The sequence below is a fragment of the Bradyrhizobium ottawaense genome, assembly GCF_002278135.3.
GTDB lineage: Bacteria > Pseudomonadota > Alphaproteobacteria > Rhizobiales > Xanthobacteraceae > Bradyrhizobium > Bradyrhizobium ottawaense.
In genome coordinates, this window is sequence record NZ_CP029425.2 from 5,255,657 (window position 1) to 5,271,678 (window position 16,022).

The following is a 16,022-nucleotide window of genomic DNA, read 5'->3' on the forward strand; positions in this document are numbered from 1 at the left end:
CGATCAACCTGGAGCTCGACCGCGATGAAACATGAGACCGTGCGAACGAAGGCCTTCGCCATGCCGCTGACGAACCCGGCTTTTCCACCCGGCCCCTACCGCTTCGTCAACCGCGAGTACTTCATCATCCAGTATCAGACCGATCCCGAGGCGCTGCGCCGGATCGTGCCCGAGCCGCTCGAACTCACCGAGCCGGTGGTGAATTACGAATTCATCCGCATGCCCGACTCGACCGGCTTCGGCGACTACACCGAAAGCGGTCAGGTCATCCCGGTGTCCTACCGGGGTGAGACCGGCAGCTTCACCCATCAGATGTTTCTCAACGATCATCCGCCGATCGCCGGCGGACGCGAATTGTGGGGCTTTCCCAAGAAGCTGGCGCAACCAAAGCTCGCGGTCGAGATCGACACGCTGGTCGGCACCTTGAACTATGGCTCGGTGCGGATCGCGACCGGCACCATGGGCTACAAACACCGCGCGCTCGACACCGCGATCGAAGCCGGCAAGCTCGCCGCACCCAATTTCCTGCTCAAGATCATCCCGCATGTCGAGGGCACCCCGCGCATCTGCGAGCTGGTCCGCTACCACCTCGAAGACATCACGGTAAAGGGCGCATGGACCGGACCCGCGGCACTGGACCTGTATTCGCATGCCTTGGCTCCCGTCGCCGAGTTGCCGGTTCTCCAGGTGCTGTCGGCCAAGCACATCGTTGCCGACCTGACGCTTGGGCTAGGCACGGTGGTCCACGACTACCTGGCATCTGGCGCTGCCGCACGTCGACGCGGGAGCGGGTCCGAAATCCTGATCGAAGCGAATGCCGGGTGATCGGGTCAACCGCAATGCAGGGAGTATTGGCCATGTTGAACGTGATACGCGAGCAGATCAGTCCGGCGACGCAGCAAACCAGACCGCTGCCCTACGATGTCGTAGCTCTCGTGCTGCAAGGCGGCGGCGCGCTCGGGGCCTACCAGGCCGGAGTCTATGAGGGTCTGCACGAGGCTGGCATCCGGCCGAACTGGCTGGCCGGCATCTCAATCGGCGCCCTCAACGCCGCCGTCATCGCCGGCTCGCCCGAAGGCGAACGGGTGCAGCGGCTGCGCGAATTCTGGGAGACCATCTGCGCCTTCTCGATCGAGTGGCCCGCCGGCGAAGGGCTCGCCAATGCCTTGCCCTTTGCGTTCGACATCAGCTCGGTGCGCAACGCGCTGGCGGCAACGCGGGCGCTGGTGCAAGGCCAGCCCGGCTTCTACAAGCCGCGGTTCCCGTCGCCGCTCTGGTCCCCGTTCTCAGGCGATGCGGCGACTAGCTTCTACGACACCGCACCGTTGCAGCAGACGCTGGAGCGACTGGTCGACTTCGACCGCCTGAACTCGGGTGAAACGCGCGTCAGCGTCGGCGCGGTCAATGTCCGCACCGGCAACCTGACTTATTTCGACACCGCCGAACGCCGGCTGGGAGCGAAGCATTTCATGGCTTCCGGCGCACTTCCTCCGGGATTCCCCGCCGTTGAAATCGACGGCGAGCACTACTGGGACGGTGGCGTCGTTTCCAACACACCCCTCTCCCGCGTGCTGTCCGGCGAGCCGCGCGACACGCTGACATTCCAGATCGATCTCTGGTCGGCGATGGGTCGCGTTCCCCACGACATGATGGAAGTGTCGAGCCGGCAGAAAGACATTCAATATTCCAGCCGGACGCGCGCCATTACCGATCACATGACGCGGATGCAGAAAATGCGTCAGGCGCTGCAACGGACGATGGAGAAATTGCCGGCCAGCGCAAAGGACGATCCGGAAATCCGGGCGATTGCCGATCTGGCCCGTCATCGCTCCTACAACATCATCCACCTGATCTACCAGTCCAAGATCTACGAGGGACATTCCAGGGACTACGAGTTCGGGTTGAGTGCGATGCGCACGCATTGGCAGAGCGGGCTGGATGACATCCGCCGCACGCTGGCCGAGCCGCAACGCCTCGACCGGCCGGCCCACGAACTCGGCATGGTCACCCACGACGTCCATCGCCGCGACTGAGCTTCAACGCCCTCCAGCAGATTTGGGAGAACGCCATGTCCACACTTGCCTATACCGAGGAACAAAAAGCCAAAATCAGCCTTCGCCCCTCACGGCAGGCGATCAAACGTGCCGCCCTGGCGCTGGCGGCGGCGCTCGGGGTCGCAGCCGGAGCCGATTTCGGCCACTACTACCTCACCACCGGCCGCTATCTGGAAACCACCGACGACGCCTATGTCAAAGCCGACTCGACCATCATCGCGCCGAAGGTCTCCGGCTACATCGCGCAGGTGCTGGTAAGCGATAACCAGCCGGTGACGGCCGGCCAGTTGCTGGCGAAAATCGACGATCGCGATTTTCGCGCGGCGCTCCGCCAGGCCGACGCCGACGTTGCGGCGGGCGAAGCCGCCGTCCGCAATCTCGATGCACAGCTCGCCCTGCAGCAGCCAATCATCGAACAAGGTATCGCCGATATCGCCGCCGCTGAAGCCAACCTGAAGTTCGCACAGGAAGAGCAGGCGCGCTACGACGGCTTGATGAAGACCGGCTCCGGCACGGTGCAGCGCGCCCAGCAAACCGATGCGGCGCTGCGTGCCAGCAACGCGCAATGGCAGCACGCGAAGTCCGGCCTGCTGGCAGCCGAACGCAGGGTCGATGTCCTCACCACCCAGCGGGCGCAGGCGATCGCGCAGCGCGACCGCGCGGCTGCGATGGAGCAGCAGGCGGCGCTAAATCTTTCCTACACCGCCGTCACCGCGCCGGTCGACGGCACAGTCGGCGCGCGCTCGCTGCGGGTCGGTCAATTCGTGCAGGCCGGCACACAGTTGATGGCGGTGGTGCCGCTCGACGCCGTGTATGTCGTCGCCAATTTCAAGGAGACCCAGCTCACCCATGTGCGCAACGGCCAGCCGGTGGAGCTCAAAATCGACAGCTTCCACTCGACCCGGCTCAAGGGCCATGTCGATAGCCTCTCGCCGGCCAGCGGCCTCGAGTTCGCACTGCTGCCACCCGACAACGCCACCGGCAACTTCACCAAGATCGTGCAGCGCGTGCCGGTGAAGATCGTGCTCGACGATCACAACCTGAAGGGCCTGCTGCGGCCGGGCATGTCGGCCGAGCCGACCGTCGACACCAAGGCAACGGTCGTCACCGAGCGTGAAGCCGGCAAGCGCCTCGCCTCGCGGGCCGCCGGGCCCCGCAGTTGAACGGCGCCGATCGCCCGCCCCTCGCATCCGACGAGAACCATCATGACCACATTGCAAACCGCCAATAACGGCGTTCCCGCCAGCGATCCCCGGCTCGCCGCCGAAGCCCCGAAGGCTCCTGCCGTCTCCGCAAAAACCTGGATCGCAGTGGGCGGCGCCACGCTCGGCGCCTTCATGGCGGTACTGAACATCCAGATCGTCAACGCCTCACTCGCCGACATCCAGGGCGCGATCGGTGCTGGAACCGACGACGGCGGCTGGATCTCGACCTCGTATCTGATCGCCGAGATCGTGGTAATCCCGCTCTCCGGCTGGCTTGCCCAGGTGTTCTCGATCCGGGTGTATCTTCTCACCAACGCGGTCCTGTTTCTGCTGTTCTCGGCGGCCTGCGCACTGGCGCAAAACCTGCCGCAGATGATTGTGCTGCGTTCCGTGCAGGGGTTTACCGGCGGCGTGCTGATCCCGATGGCGTTCACGCTCATCATCACGCTGCTGCCAAAGGCGAAGCAGCCGATCGGGCTCGCGTTGTTTGCGATCTCAGCGACATTCGCCCCCGCGATCGGCCCCACGATCGGCGGGTATCTCACCGAGAACTGGGGCTGGGAATATATTTTCTACGTCAACCTGGTGCCCGGCGCGGCGATGATTGCGATGCTGTGGTTCTCCCTGGAGCCAGCACCGATGAATCTGTCGCTGCTTCGCGAAGGCGACTGGCCGGGCATCGTTACCATGTCGATCGGCCTGTCCGCGCTTCAGACGGTGCTGGAAGAGGGCAACAAGGACGACTGGTTGGGCTCGCCCTTCATCGTCAAGATGTCGGTTATCGCCACGGTTGCGCTGTCAGCCTTCCTATGGATCGAGCTGACCGCCAGCAAGCCGCTGTTGAATCTGCGCCTGCTGGCTCGTCGCAACTTCGGCTTCGGTATCCTCGCCAACTTCCTGCTCGGCATCGCGCTGTACGGTTCGGTGTTTATCCTGCCGGTCTATCTGTCGCGTATCCAGGGCTACAACGCCGAGCAGATCGGCATGGTGCTGGCATGGACCGGCTTGCCGCAATTGCTGTTCATCCCGCTGGTGCCGCAACTGATGCGGCGCTTCGACGCCCGAATCATCATCGGTGCCGGCTTCGCGCTGTTCGCGGTTTCCAATTTCATGAACATCCACATGACCAATGACTACGCCACCGACCAGTTGTTCTGGCCCAACGTCGTTCGTGCCGTAGGTCAGGCCTTCGTGTTCGCGCCGCTATCGGCGGTCGCTACTGCGGGCATCGAGGCAGAGAACGCCGGCTCGGCCTCGGGCCTATTCAACATGATACGTAACCTCGGCGGCGCCGTCGGCATCGCCCTGTTGCAGACATTGCTCACCAAGCGCGAACAGTATCACTCCAACGTGTTGATGCAGTCGGTTTCCATGCTCGAGCAGGCGACTCAGGCAAGAGTTGAGAAGCTGACACAGTATTTCATCAGCCACGGCGTGATCGATCGCAGCGATGCCGCGCACCGCGCCTATGTCGCGATCGGCAAGATCGTGCAGAAGCAGGCGTTCATCCTCGCCTTCAGCGACATGTTTTTCCTGCTCGGTGCCGCGCTCGTCGTAGCACTCGCAGCTTCCATGATGCTGAAGAAGCCCGGCCAGCTCAGTGCCGGCGGCGCCCACTGATCATTCGTTCCAACCGCACCCAAGGGAGCACGACCATGAACCCCCGCATCAACTTCGACCAGGCGACCAAAGGAATTCCCATGTTAAAGGACAAGGTGGCCATCGTCACCGGTTCGACCAGCGGCATCGGGCTGGGAATCGCGAAGGAGCTGGCCCGGCTCGGCGCCAACCTGGTGTTGAATGGCTTCGGCGACGCAAGCGAGATCGAGACGATCCGCCAAGGGATCGAAGGCGAACACGGTGTCCGGGCCGTCTATGACGGCGCCGACATGTCGAAAGCCGAAGCCGTACGCGGATTGATCACCGCGACGATCGAGAAATTCGGTCGCCTCGACATACTCGTGAACAATGCCGGCATCCAGTTCACCGCTCCGGTTGATGAGTTCCCAATTGCCAAGTGGGATGCGATCCTCGGAATCAATCTGTCGGCGGCGTTCCACGGCATTGCGACAGCAGTACCTCAGATGAAAAAGCAGCGTTGGGGACGGATCGTCAACATCGCCTCCACCCACGGCCTCGTCGCTTCGACCCACAAGGCCGCCTACGTCGCCGCCAAGCACGGGCTGGTCGGCCTGACCAAGGTGGTCGGGCTTGAGACGGCCGGAAGCGGCGTTACCTGCAATGCGGTCTGCCCCGGCTGGGTGCGTACGCCGCTGGTCGAAAAGCAGATCGGCGACATGGCCGCGCAACGCGGCATCAGTCAACAGCAAGCCGTCGAGGAGTTGCTGTCGGAAAAGCAACCGTCTCTCGATTTTGCGTCCCCGGAGCAACTCGGAGGCACCGTCGCCTTTCTGTGTTCGCCGGCGGCAGACCAGATCACGGGAACAACGATCTCCGTCGATGGCGGCTGGACCGCGCAATAGCCGGAGCGGCCAAAGATGTCCATGCTCGCGAGCGACTCCCGCACCTTCGCAAGGACACCGGATTCGGCGGATGACGCAGCGGAGCTGTCGCGCCTGGAGGCGCGGCTGCCGCTGTTGCTCAGCATGATCGCCGGAATGGTCGATGCCACCGGCTTCTTCACCCTGGGTCATGTCTTCACGGCGCATGTGACCGGCAATATCGTGCTGGCCGCCGGCGTCGCCGTGGAGGGCGGCTCGTTTCACTGGGCGCAGTTGTTGGCCATTCCTGTCTTCATGCTGGCGTTGGGGAGCGTCTGGCTGGTCGCGCAGGCTTCGCGCCGGCGCGGTCCGAGCCTGGCGCGACTGTTGCTCCTGGTTCAATTCCTGCTTCTGGTCGCACTCCTGATCTTTTGCGTCATCACCAAGGCATCGGCCGATCCGGTGGGATTGCTGGCCGGCACGGCCGCCATGATCGCGGTGTCGGCCATGGCCTGCCAGTACGCCCTGCTCCGCCTGGCGGTGCCCGGCGCGATCTCGACCGCGGTGATGACCGGCAATCTGGCCAACGCGGTCCTGTCAGCGATGGACTTGCTGACAGACCGACATCCGCTACTGCCGCACGATTCAACCCCGCTGAATCGTTCGCTGGGTCGCTTGTTCGGGTTCCTGCTCGGATGTGTCGTCGCCGCGGCAGCAGCTTCATTGGCGGCAGACTGGGCCTGGTCCCTTCCGGCAGCACTGGCTGCTGTTGCGATAGCTGTACGGTAAGCCAGTTAGCTCCTTCCGGGTGACTGTTACTAAGCGCGGAAGCACCTGCGCCGGGAGACTTGAAGGGCCGCGCTCAAATGGCGCCGCGGTCGCGCAATGCCAGCCGTGCGCCAAGCTCAGCACCGAAGCCGCTCACGCTAGTCGTCGCTAGATTTTCTTTGATCTTCCGGTGCACACGTCGTGCACACAGCGCCTTCTAACCGTTTGAAAAACATGAGCTCTCGCTCCAGTCCATCATGGGGGCTACGGCGAATTTTCGTTCTAAGCTATTCATCTTATTGAGGTATTTTAACTTCGATCAGCCCTTTGTGTAATTGGACCGACTGAGAATTCTCATTTGACGAGGCTTCCGTAACTTGGCTCTTCTAGGACGATATTTGCATGAATTGGAAGCAGAAATCGCTTCTTCGGATTCTCAATGCACACGTCAGACGGAGGCCGAGGTGTGCATGTGCAGTCAAAGCGCTTCGCTCGCACTTTTCTGTGGCAGCCCTCAACAACTTATCGATGTCGCCAAACGGTACGAAGAGCAATCCATCATTGCTTCTAATGATGAGGTCGCCTCGCTCAGCGATTGCTCGAACTGCCAGCTCTTCCGAAATCTCCCAATCGTTCCATGACCGTTCAGCGAAGTCAGTTTGCCTTCGCTTTCACATATCGGCCTGGTGCCACTTCCCCCGGAGGATAGAGGTTGCTGCCGAGTTGCGTCCGGGCGGGCACCTGATCTTCAGCCCACGGCTTGAGCCACGCGATCCAATCGTTCCACCAACTGCCTGGCTTTTCGTCAGCGCTCGCAAGCCACGCCGCCGGGTCTTCGCATCGCTTGTCCGACAGCCAATAGCTTCGCTTGTTCTTCGACGCAGGGTTGATCACGCCGGCAATGTGCCCACTCGCTCCGAGCACGAAGCGGGTGTTGCCACTGAACAGGCCCGTGGTGCGATAGGCCGATCGCCACGGCACGATGTGATCTTCAACGGTCGCCAAGACATAGGCAGGCAGGTCGACTCGCCCCAGATCGACGGACGTGCCGCACATCGTCAACCGGTTCGGCTCCCGAAGTCTGTTCTCCAGATACATGTTCCTGATGTACCAGCAATACATCGGCCCCGGCAGGTTGGTCACGTCGGCGTTCCAGAACAGAAGATCGAAACGCTCAGGCGATTTTCCCTTCAGATAGTTGTTGATCACGTTCGGCCAAATCAGCTCCTTGGAACGCAGGGTTTGGAAGACGAACCCGAGCTCCGAGCCGCGGTAAATGCCGCCGTTGCCGATGGTCTGCTCGCGCTGCCGCACACCCTCCTCGTCTACGAACACGCCGAGATCCCCCGGTTCACGGAAGTCGAGCATCGTGGTCAGCAACGTCACACTGGCGACCGACTCGTCGCCGCGCGTCCGCAGGATCGCCAGCGCAGATGACAGAATGGTTCCTCCGACGCACCAGCCGACCACGTTGACCTTGTCGGCACCCGAGATCGAGCGGGCCACCTCGATAGCGCGCATGGCGCCCTGCCCGACGTAATCGTCCCAGCCAAAGTGCCCGCACGAGGCATCCGGATTGCGCCAGGAGACCATAACGACGGTCAGGCCGTGCTCGACCGCAAAGCGGACGAAGGAGTTGGCCGGTTGCAGGTCGAGGATGTAAAACTTGTTGATGCATGGCGGCACGATCAGCAGCGGCCGGGCCGACACCTGCTCGGTCGCGGGTTCATACTGAATGAGCTGAAACAGCTCGTTCTCGAACACGACCGCGCCCCTGGATGCGGCGACGTCTTTTCCGACCTCGAACGCCTCCTCGTCCGTGATCGTCAGGCTGCCTCGGCCGAGATCAGCCATGAGATTGTCCAAGCCGGCCTTGAGGCTCTGCCCCTCGCTGTCCGTCGCAAGCTTTATGACGTCAGGATTGGTGGCGAGAAAATTAGTCGGGCTCATCGCCTCGACCAGCTGGCGCGTGAAGAAGCGCAGCCGATGCTTTTCCTTCTCGTCGAGATCGAGTGCTTCGACGAAGTCGACGCAATAGCGCGCATTGAGTAGATAGCATTGCTTGAGCAGGCTATAGGTGGCATTGTCCCGCCATTCCGTCGCGTTGAACCTGCGATCGCCGCGCGCGGGCTCGATGCCTGCTTCGCTCTGGACGCCGGCGGCCGATTTGAGGACATGCTCGGTGAGCTTGTACAGCCGCATCATGTGGTCCGCCTGCAATTGAGCGAGGCCTGACGAATTCAGAGCCGGGCCGGGATCGGCCCCGTTACGATCGCCCTTTGGCGCCCATCCGAGCGAGCGCCACAGGCTTTCACCCGCCTTCATGAAGCCCTCGACAAATTCGTCAGGCATGTTGAATGGCCGATTCATGGCGTTCCTCGCTTGGCAAAATTGATTGGTTCGTTGACGTCCGGTTTTCGGGCCGCTTCTGCCTGGCGCCCTTTGCCCCGCTTGCACCGAGAGCTTGCCGTCTCATCCGCCGCGGTCTCAGGATCCGGAGCGGACGGTCGCGCCCTCCCTGATTCCGTCGACATTGACGCAGAGGCGCTTGATCTTGTCGTACAGCGTCTGCTTCGGAATGCTCAGAAGGGCAGCCGTTGCCTGGACATCGCCTTGCCTGCGCCGCAGCGCATCCTCGATGATCGATCGCTCGATGTTCTCCAGTTGCCGCGGCAATGACATATCGGACGCGCCGAAGCCCGACTTGTTGATCGACTTGCCGTCGAGGACACCGAGCACGAAACGGTCGGCGACGTTGCGAAGCTCGCGCACGTTGCCCGGCCACGAATAGGCCAGGAGGTGAGACATGGTCGGGTCATCCAGGATCGGGGCGTCGCGCTCGAAACGCCTGGCGGCATCCAGAGTGAAGTGCTCGAACAGCAGCGGGATGTCCTCCCGCCGTTCGCGCAGCGGCGGCAGCTCGATGAAAGCGACGCCGAGGCGATAGTAAAGATCGGCACGAAACAGCCGCTTTTCGCTGAGCTCCAGCAGATTCACCTTGCTCGCGGCCACGACACGGCAATCTACAGCGATCGGCTTGTTGGTGCCGACGCGCTCGATCGAGCGATCCTGCAGCGACCTCAGCAACTTGACCTGCACGCTGAGCGGCATGCTTTCGATCTCGTCGAGGAACAGCGTTCCGCCGCTGGCGTATTCGATCTTTCCGATCCGCTGACGCGTGGCGCCGGTGAACGCGCCGACCTCGTGGCCGAACAGCTCGCTCTCGACCAGCGATTCCGGCAGGCCGCCGCAGTTCACCGCAACGTAGTTGCCGCCGCGGCGGCCGCTATGATTGTGCAGGCAGCGCGCCACCACATCCTTGCCCGTCCCGGTCTCACCATAGATCGTGACGTCGACATTGGTCGCAGCCAAGGTGGAGACCAACCGGCGCACCTCCTGGATCTGCGGCGACCGACCGAGCAGGCTGGCCTCGATTCCCTGGCGGTCCGCCAAGGCGGATCGCAACGATCGCACCTCGAGCGTCAGCCGCCGCTTCTCCGCCGCCCGGCGCACCACCGAGATCAGCTGCTCCGAGGAGCAGGGTTTCTCGATGAAGTCATAGGCGCCGGTCCGCATTGCCTGCACGGCCATCGAAATATCGCCGTGACCGGTGATCAGGATCACCGGCAGATCCTGATCCAGCCGACGCAGATCAGACAGCCAATCGAGGCCGCTGCGCCCGCGCAGGCGCACGTCGCAGACCACGACAAAGGGCATGTCGGCGCGCACGGAGCTGTGGGCGGTCTCGACCGAGGCAAAGCCCGAAACGGAAAATCCCGCAAGCTCAAGCGCCTGGACCCCGCCGATCCGGACGTCGTCATCATCCTCGACATAGATCACGCCGATCGATTGGTCATCGCCCATGCGGGAGCCGCCTCTGTAATCTCAGCCAATGGAAGGGTCACAACAAATTCGGCGCCGCTCGGCGCCAGGTTTCGCGCATGCAGCTCGCCACCGAACGAGCGTGCAATGTGGTTGGACAGCATCAGGCCCAGCCCAAGCCCCTTGCCCGCGGGCTTGGTCGTCACGAACGGCTCGAACATGCGCTGCAGGACGTCGGGGGCGATCGCGGGCCCGCTGTTGCTGATCGCAATGCGGCAGCGCGCGCTCTGCGCCTCCTCCCTGCCCGCCCGGATCAGGATCGACTTCGGCTCGACATTCTCCACCGCATCCAGCGCATTCGCCACTATGTTAACAACAGCTGCTCGAGCCGCGTCTGATCGGCGATGACGCAGAGTTTTGCGTCAATGTCCGTCGCGACGGCAACCCCGCCCTCCTTGACTCGCCCGGATAATATTTTGAGCGATTCAGCCACGGCCTGCTCAACGGAAACCGCGCCAAGCGGGCTGCTCGACTTGTATGCGAACACCCGCAACTGGCCGGTCAGGCGTCCGAGCCGCCGCACCAGCTCGCCAATGCGGGTGAGATTTCCACGGGCATCTCCGATTGATCCGCGGTCGACCAGCAAAACGGCATTGTCGGCGGCGGTCTGCAAGGCTGCCAACGGCTGGTTCAGTTCATGAACGATGCCCGCCGACATCTGGCCGAGCGCGGCCAGCTTGCCGGCATGAACGAGTTCATCCTGCGTAGCGCGCAATTCGGCTGTGCGCTCCTGCACCCTGGTTTCGAGCATGTCGTTCGCCGCCTGCAACGCGGCCTGGCTCGCCAACCGCTGCTTGATCTCTCTGCGGCGTTGCTCCACAAGTCCAAGCGCCAACAGCGCGACGAGGGCGGCTAATCCCGATATGACCCCGATGACGAGCGCAGTCTGCCGTATGGGCGCCTCGTCGTCGAGAAGCACGAGTTTCCACAGCCCGCGGTTGATCGGAAGCTCGCTGACGGTATAGGCGGTGCCGTTCTCCGCGGTGATCCGTGCCGTGCCGTTCTCGGACTGGGCGACGAAGGTCCATCCGAGCGGCGCAAGATCGTGGTTTCCGTAGGGCTTGGATCGCGCGATGTCATCGCGCGTTTGAACCGACAGCGGCTCCATCGGGCGATAGCGCCACTCGTCGCGAGAGGCGAGTATCGTGACCTTGCGCTCGTCGACCAGTAGAATGTCGTTGTCGATGTTGCGCCACGCCCGCTCGAACGAATCCAGATTGACCTTGACGGTCGCGATCCCCTTGGTCGTCCCGCTGTCCTTCAGGGCATAGGACAGATAATAACCGGCGCGCGCGGTGGTGATACCGACACCGAAGAATGCACCGCGACCGTTCGCAAGCGCTTCGCTCACATAGGGACGATACGACAGGTTTTCGCCGAAGGGTGTTCCGGGCTGGTCGAAATCGGCCGCGGCCAGCGTCGCGCCGGTGACACCGAGGACGTAGAGGTTGTCGGCCCCCGCCAGCAGGTTGATCGATTTCAGATAGAGGCTGACGGCTTGCTGCAACGCGGGATCGCCGGGCGCCTCCAGCAGCCGGAACACGCCGGGGGACGTCTCCAGGAGAGACGGGAGATACTCAAATCTCGAAAGATGGCCGTCGAGTCTGGCCGCCTCGACGGCCAGCCGCTGCTGGGCCACGGCGTGCAGATGGTCCAGTCCCCGGCGGAACGTGACCGCATATCCGAGCCACGCCGCGGCGGCGACCAACGCAAGGGCAAATGCACCGCGAATGAACCAACGCGCGGAAGCAGGCGCCACCGAACCAACCTTGGCAGGCTCCTTGACGTTCACCAGGGATGAAAGCTCCGCCATCTTGTGAACCAGCACAAACCCGGGAGCGCCGGCAATTGCGGCAGGCCACTCACGCATAGTCTAACTCTATGGTCTTGCCCCGGAATACGCGATAGGAAAATCCGGTGTAGGCGATGATGACCGGCAGCGTCACGCAGACCCCGATCAGTATGACTCGGAGCGACTCCGGACTGCTGGCGGCCTGCCAGACCGTGAGCCGGTCGATCACGACATAGGGGTAGATGCTATAGCTGAGACCAAGGAAGCTCAGGAGGAACACGAGCACCAATAGCGCGAAAGGCAGCCAGCAAAGCGCGCCGCGCACGGCCGGTGCACCCAGCAGAAGGCGGACCGTCAGCAGCGCAACGCTGGACGTGATCGGGATCGAGGCCACCGCGATCATCGCCGGCAAGGTGAACCACCTGATGCGGACCGTCTCGCTGATCCACGGCGTTGCCATCGAGATCAGGATCAGACCGAGAACCATGGGTGCGAAGGCGATCTTGCTCCACTCGATCGCCTTCTCCTGCAGCTCGCCATGCGTCTTCATCACAAGCCACGTCGCGCCGAGCAGTGCATAGGCCATCGGCAACGCAATCGCGATTGCGCCGGCGAAGATCGGATAATTCCAGCCTTCGCCGAACCCGCTGATGTAGCGGCCGAGCATCCAGCCCTGGCATACCGACGCCAGCATCGACCCGGCGATGAACATGCGATCCCACATCGCCTTCCGGTCGGCCTTGGCCTTGACCCGGAAATCGAAAGCTGCACCGCGCAGGATCAGGCCGACCAGCATGAGCGCGGTCGGCAGGTACAATTCCGACAGGACCAGTCCATGCGCCTTTGGGAAGGCGACGAGGAGAAGGCCGACGCCGAGGACAAGCCAGGTCTCATTCGCATCCCAGAACGGGCCGATCGAGGCGACCATGGTATCCCGCTCGTCCGGCGTCGCCCGATGCATCAGCATGCCGACCCCGAGATCGTAGCCGTCGCTCACGACATAGACGAGCAGCGATACGCCCATCAGTCCGATGAAGATCAGTGGCAGAAGCTCGTCGAAGGACATCGACATCATGCGAACTCTCCGCGGCTCTGATAGCGAAGCGGATCCTGTGCAAGGTCCTCCGACGTGACCGCCGCCAAACGCTTTTCCGGCTTCTCCGACATATATTTCAGCACGCCGACATAGGCCACCAGCAAGCCCACATAGAGGGTCACGTAGATGACCAGGGTCAGCGCGATGCTCGCCGATGGAACGCGCGAAGCGACCTCGCTCGTTCGGATCAGGCCTGACACGATGAACGGTTGCCGTCCAATCTCCGTGACGTACCATCCGGCGATGGTTGCCACCCATCCGGCAAAGGTCATTCCTGCGAACAACCTGAGCAATGGCCGCGGCATCAGGGAAAACTCCCAACCGTCGCGCCAATGCCTCCAGAGGCCGACCCAGCTGACGAGCAACATCAGGATGCCCGTTCCCACCATGATCCGGAACGACCAGAACAGCGGCAGCACCGGCGGATGCGCCGATGGAAACTCGTTCAACCCCTTGAGCTCCCCGTCAGGATCGTGACGGAGGATAAGGCTCGCGAGTTTCGGCACGGCCAGTTCGAAATGGTTCGACCGGGTCGCATCGTCGGGAATCGCGAACAGAAGCAGCGGCGCGCCGCGCGTGGTTTCCCAGATGCCTTCAACCGCCGCGATTTTCTGCGGCTGATACTTGAGCGTATTGAGCCCGTGAAAATCGCCCGCCACCATCTGCGCCGGCGCGGCCAGGGCCGCGAACACGAGCCCGGTTCGCAGCACCCGCGAGGCGCTCGCCGTCGCGACGCCCTTGAGGAGCTGCCAGGCGCTGATCCCGATCAGCAGGAACGCGCACGTCAGCGACGACGCAAGCACCATGTGGACGAAACGATAGGGAAAGGACGGATTGAAAACGATCTCCAGCCAATTCCGTGCATGGAACTGGCCGTCGACAATTTCGTATCCCGCCGGTGTCTGCATCCAGGAATTGAGGGCGAGGATCCAGAACGCACTCATCAGAGTGCCCAGCGCCACCAGAAAGGTCGCCCCAAGGTGAATTGCTTCGCCGACGCGGCGGTGGCCGAACAGCATCACGCCAAGAAAGCCCGCCTCGAGAAAAAAAGCGGTCAGCACCTCATAGCTCAGCAACGGGCCCGCGATATTGCCGACCCGCTCCATATAGCCCGGCCAGTTGGTGCCGAACTGGAAGCTCATGGTGACGCCACTGACGACCCCGAGCGCAAATGTCAGGGCGAATACCTTGGTCCACAGCCGATAGGCGCGAAGCCAGTCCAGCTTCTGCTGTGGGTCGGTTGCGCGCAGATGCTTCAGGCGGAAGAACAGCAGCACCCAGCCCAGGGCGATCGAGATCGATGGAAATAGAATATGAAACGTGATGTTCGCGGCGAACTGGATACGCGCAAGGAGCACAGCGTCCATCAGCATCCCCTCCGGGCTCGAGCCGGCGCCGGGTGCGCAACGGCCGGCACGACATCCATCTCCTTCGCGACCGCAATCAATGAAGCTTGACGTGCGGCTCGGTCCGCCGGGTGATCAGGCGGGCCAGCGTGTCGAGCGCCACCTTGGCCGGACCATGCAGGGCGTATTCGTGCATCTTGTAGAGCGACAGGTACATCATCCGCGCGAACAGCCCCTCGAAGACCAGGCTGCCGCCCACCAGTGCCCCCATCATCGAGCCGACCGTGCTGAACTCGCCGAGCGAGACCAGGGATCCGAAGTCCCTGTAGCGGTAGTCCTTCAGCGCTTCGCCCCGCAGATGCCGCGGGAACTGGGAATAGAGATGCGAGGCCTGCTGATGGGCTGCCTGTGCACGCGGCGGCACATTGCCCCGCTCGCCCCATGAGCAGGCCGAGCAGTCGCCGATGGCGAAGATGTTGTCGTCGCGTGTGGTCTGCAACGTGGGCCGCACCACCAGCTGGTTGATGCGGTTGGTTTCGAGCCCGGCAATGTCCCTCAGGAAATCGGGCGCCTTGACGCCCGCGGCCCAGACGATCAGTTCGGCGGGAATGGTCCGCCCGTCCGACAGGCTGACGCGGTCGGACCCGACTACGGACACCTTGGCGCCGACCAGCAGATTGACACCCAGCCTGAGCAGCAGTTTCTCCGTCTCCTTCGAGACGCGTTCCGGCAATGCGGGAAGCACCCGATCCGCCGCTTCAATCAGCGTGATCCTGATGTCCTTCTGCGGATCGACCTGATCGAGGCCGTATGCCACCACTTCGCGCGTCGTCCGGTGCAATTCCGCCGCAAGCTCGACACCGGTCGCACCGGCGCCGATGATCGCGACCTTCAACTGATGTTCGCCGAGCGGTGACGATTGGGCATGGGCGCGGATGCAGGCATTGACCATGCGTTCGTGGAACCGCTTGGCATCGACCTGCGTTTCGAGCTTGATCGCGTGGTCCACGACGCCCGGCGTGCCAAAATCGTTGTTCTGGCTGCCAATAGCCATGACGAGGATATCGTAGTCGAAGCTCCGCTTCGGCGTCACCTCGCGCCCTTCGCCATCGAGATAGGGCGCCACCAGCACTTGACGCCGCTCCCGGTCGATCCCGATCATCTCGCCGATCCGGTAACGAAACCCGTGCCAGTAGGATTGCGCGAGATAGTCGACCTCGTGGGCAGCGATATCCATGCTGCCGGCCGCGATCTCGTGCAGCTTCGGCTTCCAGACATGCGTCCGGTTGCGCTCGATCAGCGTGACGTCGAGCTTGCCCTTGCGGCCATATTTGTCGCCGAGGCGGGTCGCGAGTTCCAATCCTCCCGCCCCGCCTCCGACGATCACGATCCGGAGCTTTCCCGATTGCGCCTCACTCATGATGGCCTCGCCCGATCG

General features: G+C 62.8%; 13 protein-coding genes. 6 read left to right on the forward strand and 7 right to left on the reverse strand.

The genetic code is table 11. From position 1 onward, the window contains the following. The first annotated feature begins 24 nt into the window (after positions 1-24). From CIT37_RS25300 to CIT37_RS25325, 6 genes are all read left to right on the forward strand, one after another. A complete protein-coding gene (locus CIT37_RS25300; RefSeq protein WP_028145325.1) occupies positions 25-825 on the forward strand; it encodes an acetoacetate decarboxylase in 801 nt (266 codons plus the stop codon). A 32-nt stretch (positions 826-857) separates the two neighbouring features. Beyond that, the gene (locus CIT37_RS25305; RefSeq protein ID WP_038946253.1) at positions 858-2,033 is read left to right on the forward strand and encodes a DUF3734 domain-containing protein; all 1,176 of its coding nucleotides are present in this window, start codon (positions 858-860) and stop codon (positions 2,031-2,033) included. Positions 2,034-2,068: 35 nt separating this feature from the next. Continuing rightward, positions 2,069-3,217, forward strand: coding sequence for an HlyD family secretion protein (locus CIT37_RS25310; RefSeq protein WP_028145327.1), 1,149 nt, complete (start codon positions 2,069-2,071; stop codon positions 3,215-3,217). 42 nt (positions 3,218-3,259) lie between these two features. Beyond that, positions 3,260-4,879, forward strand: coding sequence for an MDR family MFS transporter (locus CIT37_RS25315; protein WP_038971010.1), 1,620 nt, complete (start codon positions 3,260-3,262; stop codon positions 4,877-4,879). A gap of 80 nt (positions 4,880-4,959) precedes the next feature. Further along, complete coding sequence (locus CIT37_RS25320; RefSeq protein WP_028145329.1) at positions 4,960-5,742, forward strand: 3-hydroxybutyrate dehydrogenase; 783 nt, start codon at positions 4,960-4,962, stop codon at positions 5,740-5,742. A 15-nt stretch (positions 5,743-5,757) separates the two neighbouring features. Beyond that, on the forward strand, positions 5,758-6,489 hold the full coding sequence (locus CIT37_RS25325) for a YoaK family protein (RefSeq protein WP_028145330.1): 732 nt from the start codon (positions 5,758-5,760) through the stop codon (positions 6,487-6,489). A gap of 633 nt (positions 6,490-7,122) precedes the next feature. On the opposite strand, the gene CIT37_RS25330 is transcribed toward CIT37_RS25325, so the two are convergent. The 7 genes from CIT37_RS25330 to CIT37_RS25360 all read right to left on the reverse strand — a co-directional run bounded on the left by CIT37_RS25330 (position 7,123) and on the right by CIT37_RS25360 (position 16,004). Then, positions 7,123-8,838, reverse strand: coding sequence for a PHA/PHB synthase family protein (locus CIT37_RS25330; protein ID WP_095425765.1), 1,716 nt, complete (start codon positions 8,836-8,838; stop codon positions 7,123-7,125). A 117-nt stretch (positions 8,839-8,955) separates the two neighbouring features. After that, positions 8,956-10,332 (reverse strand): sigma-54-dependent transcriptional regulator, encoded by a 1,377-nt coding sequence (locus CIT37_RS25335; RefSeq protein ID WP_038946247.1) that lies wholly within the window; start codon positions 10,330-10,332, stop codon positions 8,956-8,958. Then, positions 10,305-10,655, reverse strand: a complete 351-nt coding sequence (locus CIT37_RS25340) for an ATP-binding protein (protein ID WP_244611276.1) — start codon at positions 10,653-10,655, stop codon at positions 10,305-10,307. Before CIT37_RS25340 ends, CIT37_RS25335 begins: the two co-directional genes overlap by 28 nt. Beyond that, positions 10,655-12,220 (reverse strand): sensor histidine kinase, encoded by a 1,566-nt coding sequence (locus CIT37_RS25345; protein WP_244611277.1) that lies wholly within the window; start codon positions 12,218-12,220, stop codon positions 10,655-10,657. Before CIT37_RS25345 ends, CIT37_RS25340 begins: the two co-directional genes overlap by 1 nt. After that, positions 12,213-13,217 carry a cytochrome d ubiquinol oxidase subunit II gene (locus CIT37_RS25350; protein WP_085967607.1) on the reverse strand — a complete coding sequence of 335 codons (1,005 nt, stop codon included), beginning with the start codon at positions 13,215-13,217 and terminating at the stop codon, positions 12,213-12,215. Before CIT37_RS25350 ends, CIT37_RS25345 begins: the two co-directional genes overlap by 8 nt. Then, the gene (locus CIT37_RS25355) at positions 13,214-14,605 is read right to left on the reverse strand and encodes a cytochrome ubiquinol oxidase subunit I (RefSeq protein WP_244429063.1); all 1,392 of its coding nucleotides are present in this window, start codon (positions 14,603-14,605) and stop codon (positions 13,214-13,216) included. The genes CIT37_RS25350 and CIT37_RS25355 overlap by 4 nt, the downstream gene beginning before the upstream one ends. 76 nt (positions 14,606-14,681) lie before the next feature. Then, entirely contained in the window at positions 14,682-16,004 is a 1,323-nt protein-coding gene (locus tag CIT37_RS25360; RefSeq protein WP_095425764.1) for an NAD(P)/FAD-dependent oxidoreductase, read from the reverse strand. Positions 16,005-16,022 lie beyond the last annotated feature (18 nt).

What these genes read in the sequence shown, in the direction of transcription:
- CIT37_RS25300 (WP_028145325.1), top strand. Translation starts at nt 25, where the DNA reads ATGAAACATGAGACCGTGCGAACGAAGGCCTTCGCCATGCCGCTGACG.
- CIT37_RS25305 (WP_038946253.1), top strand. Translation starts at nt 858, where the DNA reads ATGTTGAACGTGATACGCGAGCAGATCAGTCCGGCGACGCAGCAAACC.
- CIT37_RS25310 (WP_028145327.1), top strand. Translation starts at nt 2,069, where the DNA reads ATGTCCACACTTGCCTATACCGAGGAACAAAAAGCCAAAATCAGCCTT.
- CIT37_RS25315 (WP_038971010.1), top strand. Translation starts at nt 3,260, where the DNA reads ATGACCACATTGCAAACCGCCAATAACGGCGTTCCCGCCAGCGATCCC.
- CIT37_RS25320 (WP_028145329.1), top strand. Translation starts at nt 4,960, where the DNA reads ATGTTAAAGGACAAGGTGGCCATCGTCACCGGTTCGACCAGCGGCATC.
- CIT37_RS25325 (WP_028145330.1), top strand. Translation starts at nt 5,758, where the DNA reads ATGTCCATGCTCGCGAGCGACTCCCGCACCTTCGCAAGGACACCGGAT.
- CIT37_RS25330 (WP_095425765.1), bottom strand. Translation starts at nt 8,838, where the DNA reads ATGAATCGGCCATTCAACATGCCTGACGAATTTGTCGAGGGCTTCATG.
- CIT37_RS25335 (WP_038946247.1), bottom strand. Translation starts at nt 10,332, where the DNA reads ATGGGCGATGACCAATCGATCGGCGTGATCTATGTCGAGGATGATGAC.
- CIT37_RS25345 (WP_244611277.1), bottom strand. Translation starts at nt 12,220, where the DNA reads ATGCGTGAGTGGCCTGCCGCAATTGCCGGCGCTCCCGGGTTTGTGCTG.
- CIT37_RS25350 (WP_085967607.1), bottom strand. Translation starts at nt 13,217, where the DNA reads ATGATGTCGATGTCCTTCGACGAGCTTCTGCCACTGATCTTCATCGGA.
- CIT37_RS25355 (WP_244429063.1), bottom strand. Translation starts at nt 14,605, where the DNA reads ATGGACGCTGTGCTCCTTGCGCGTATCCAGTTCGCCGCGAACATCACG.
- CIT37_RS25360 (WP_095425764.1), bottom strand. Translation starts at nt 16,004, where the DNA reads ATGAGTGAGGCGCAATCGGGAAAGCTCCGGATCGTGATCGTCGGAGGC.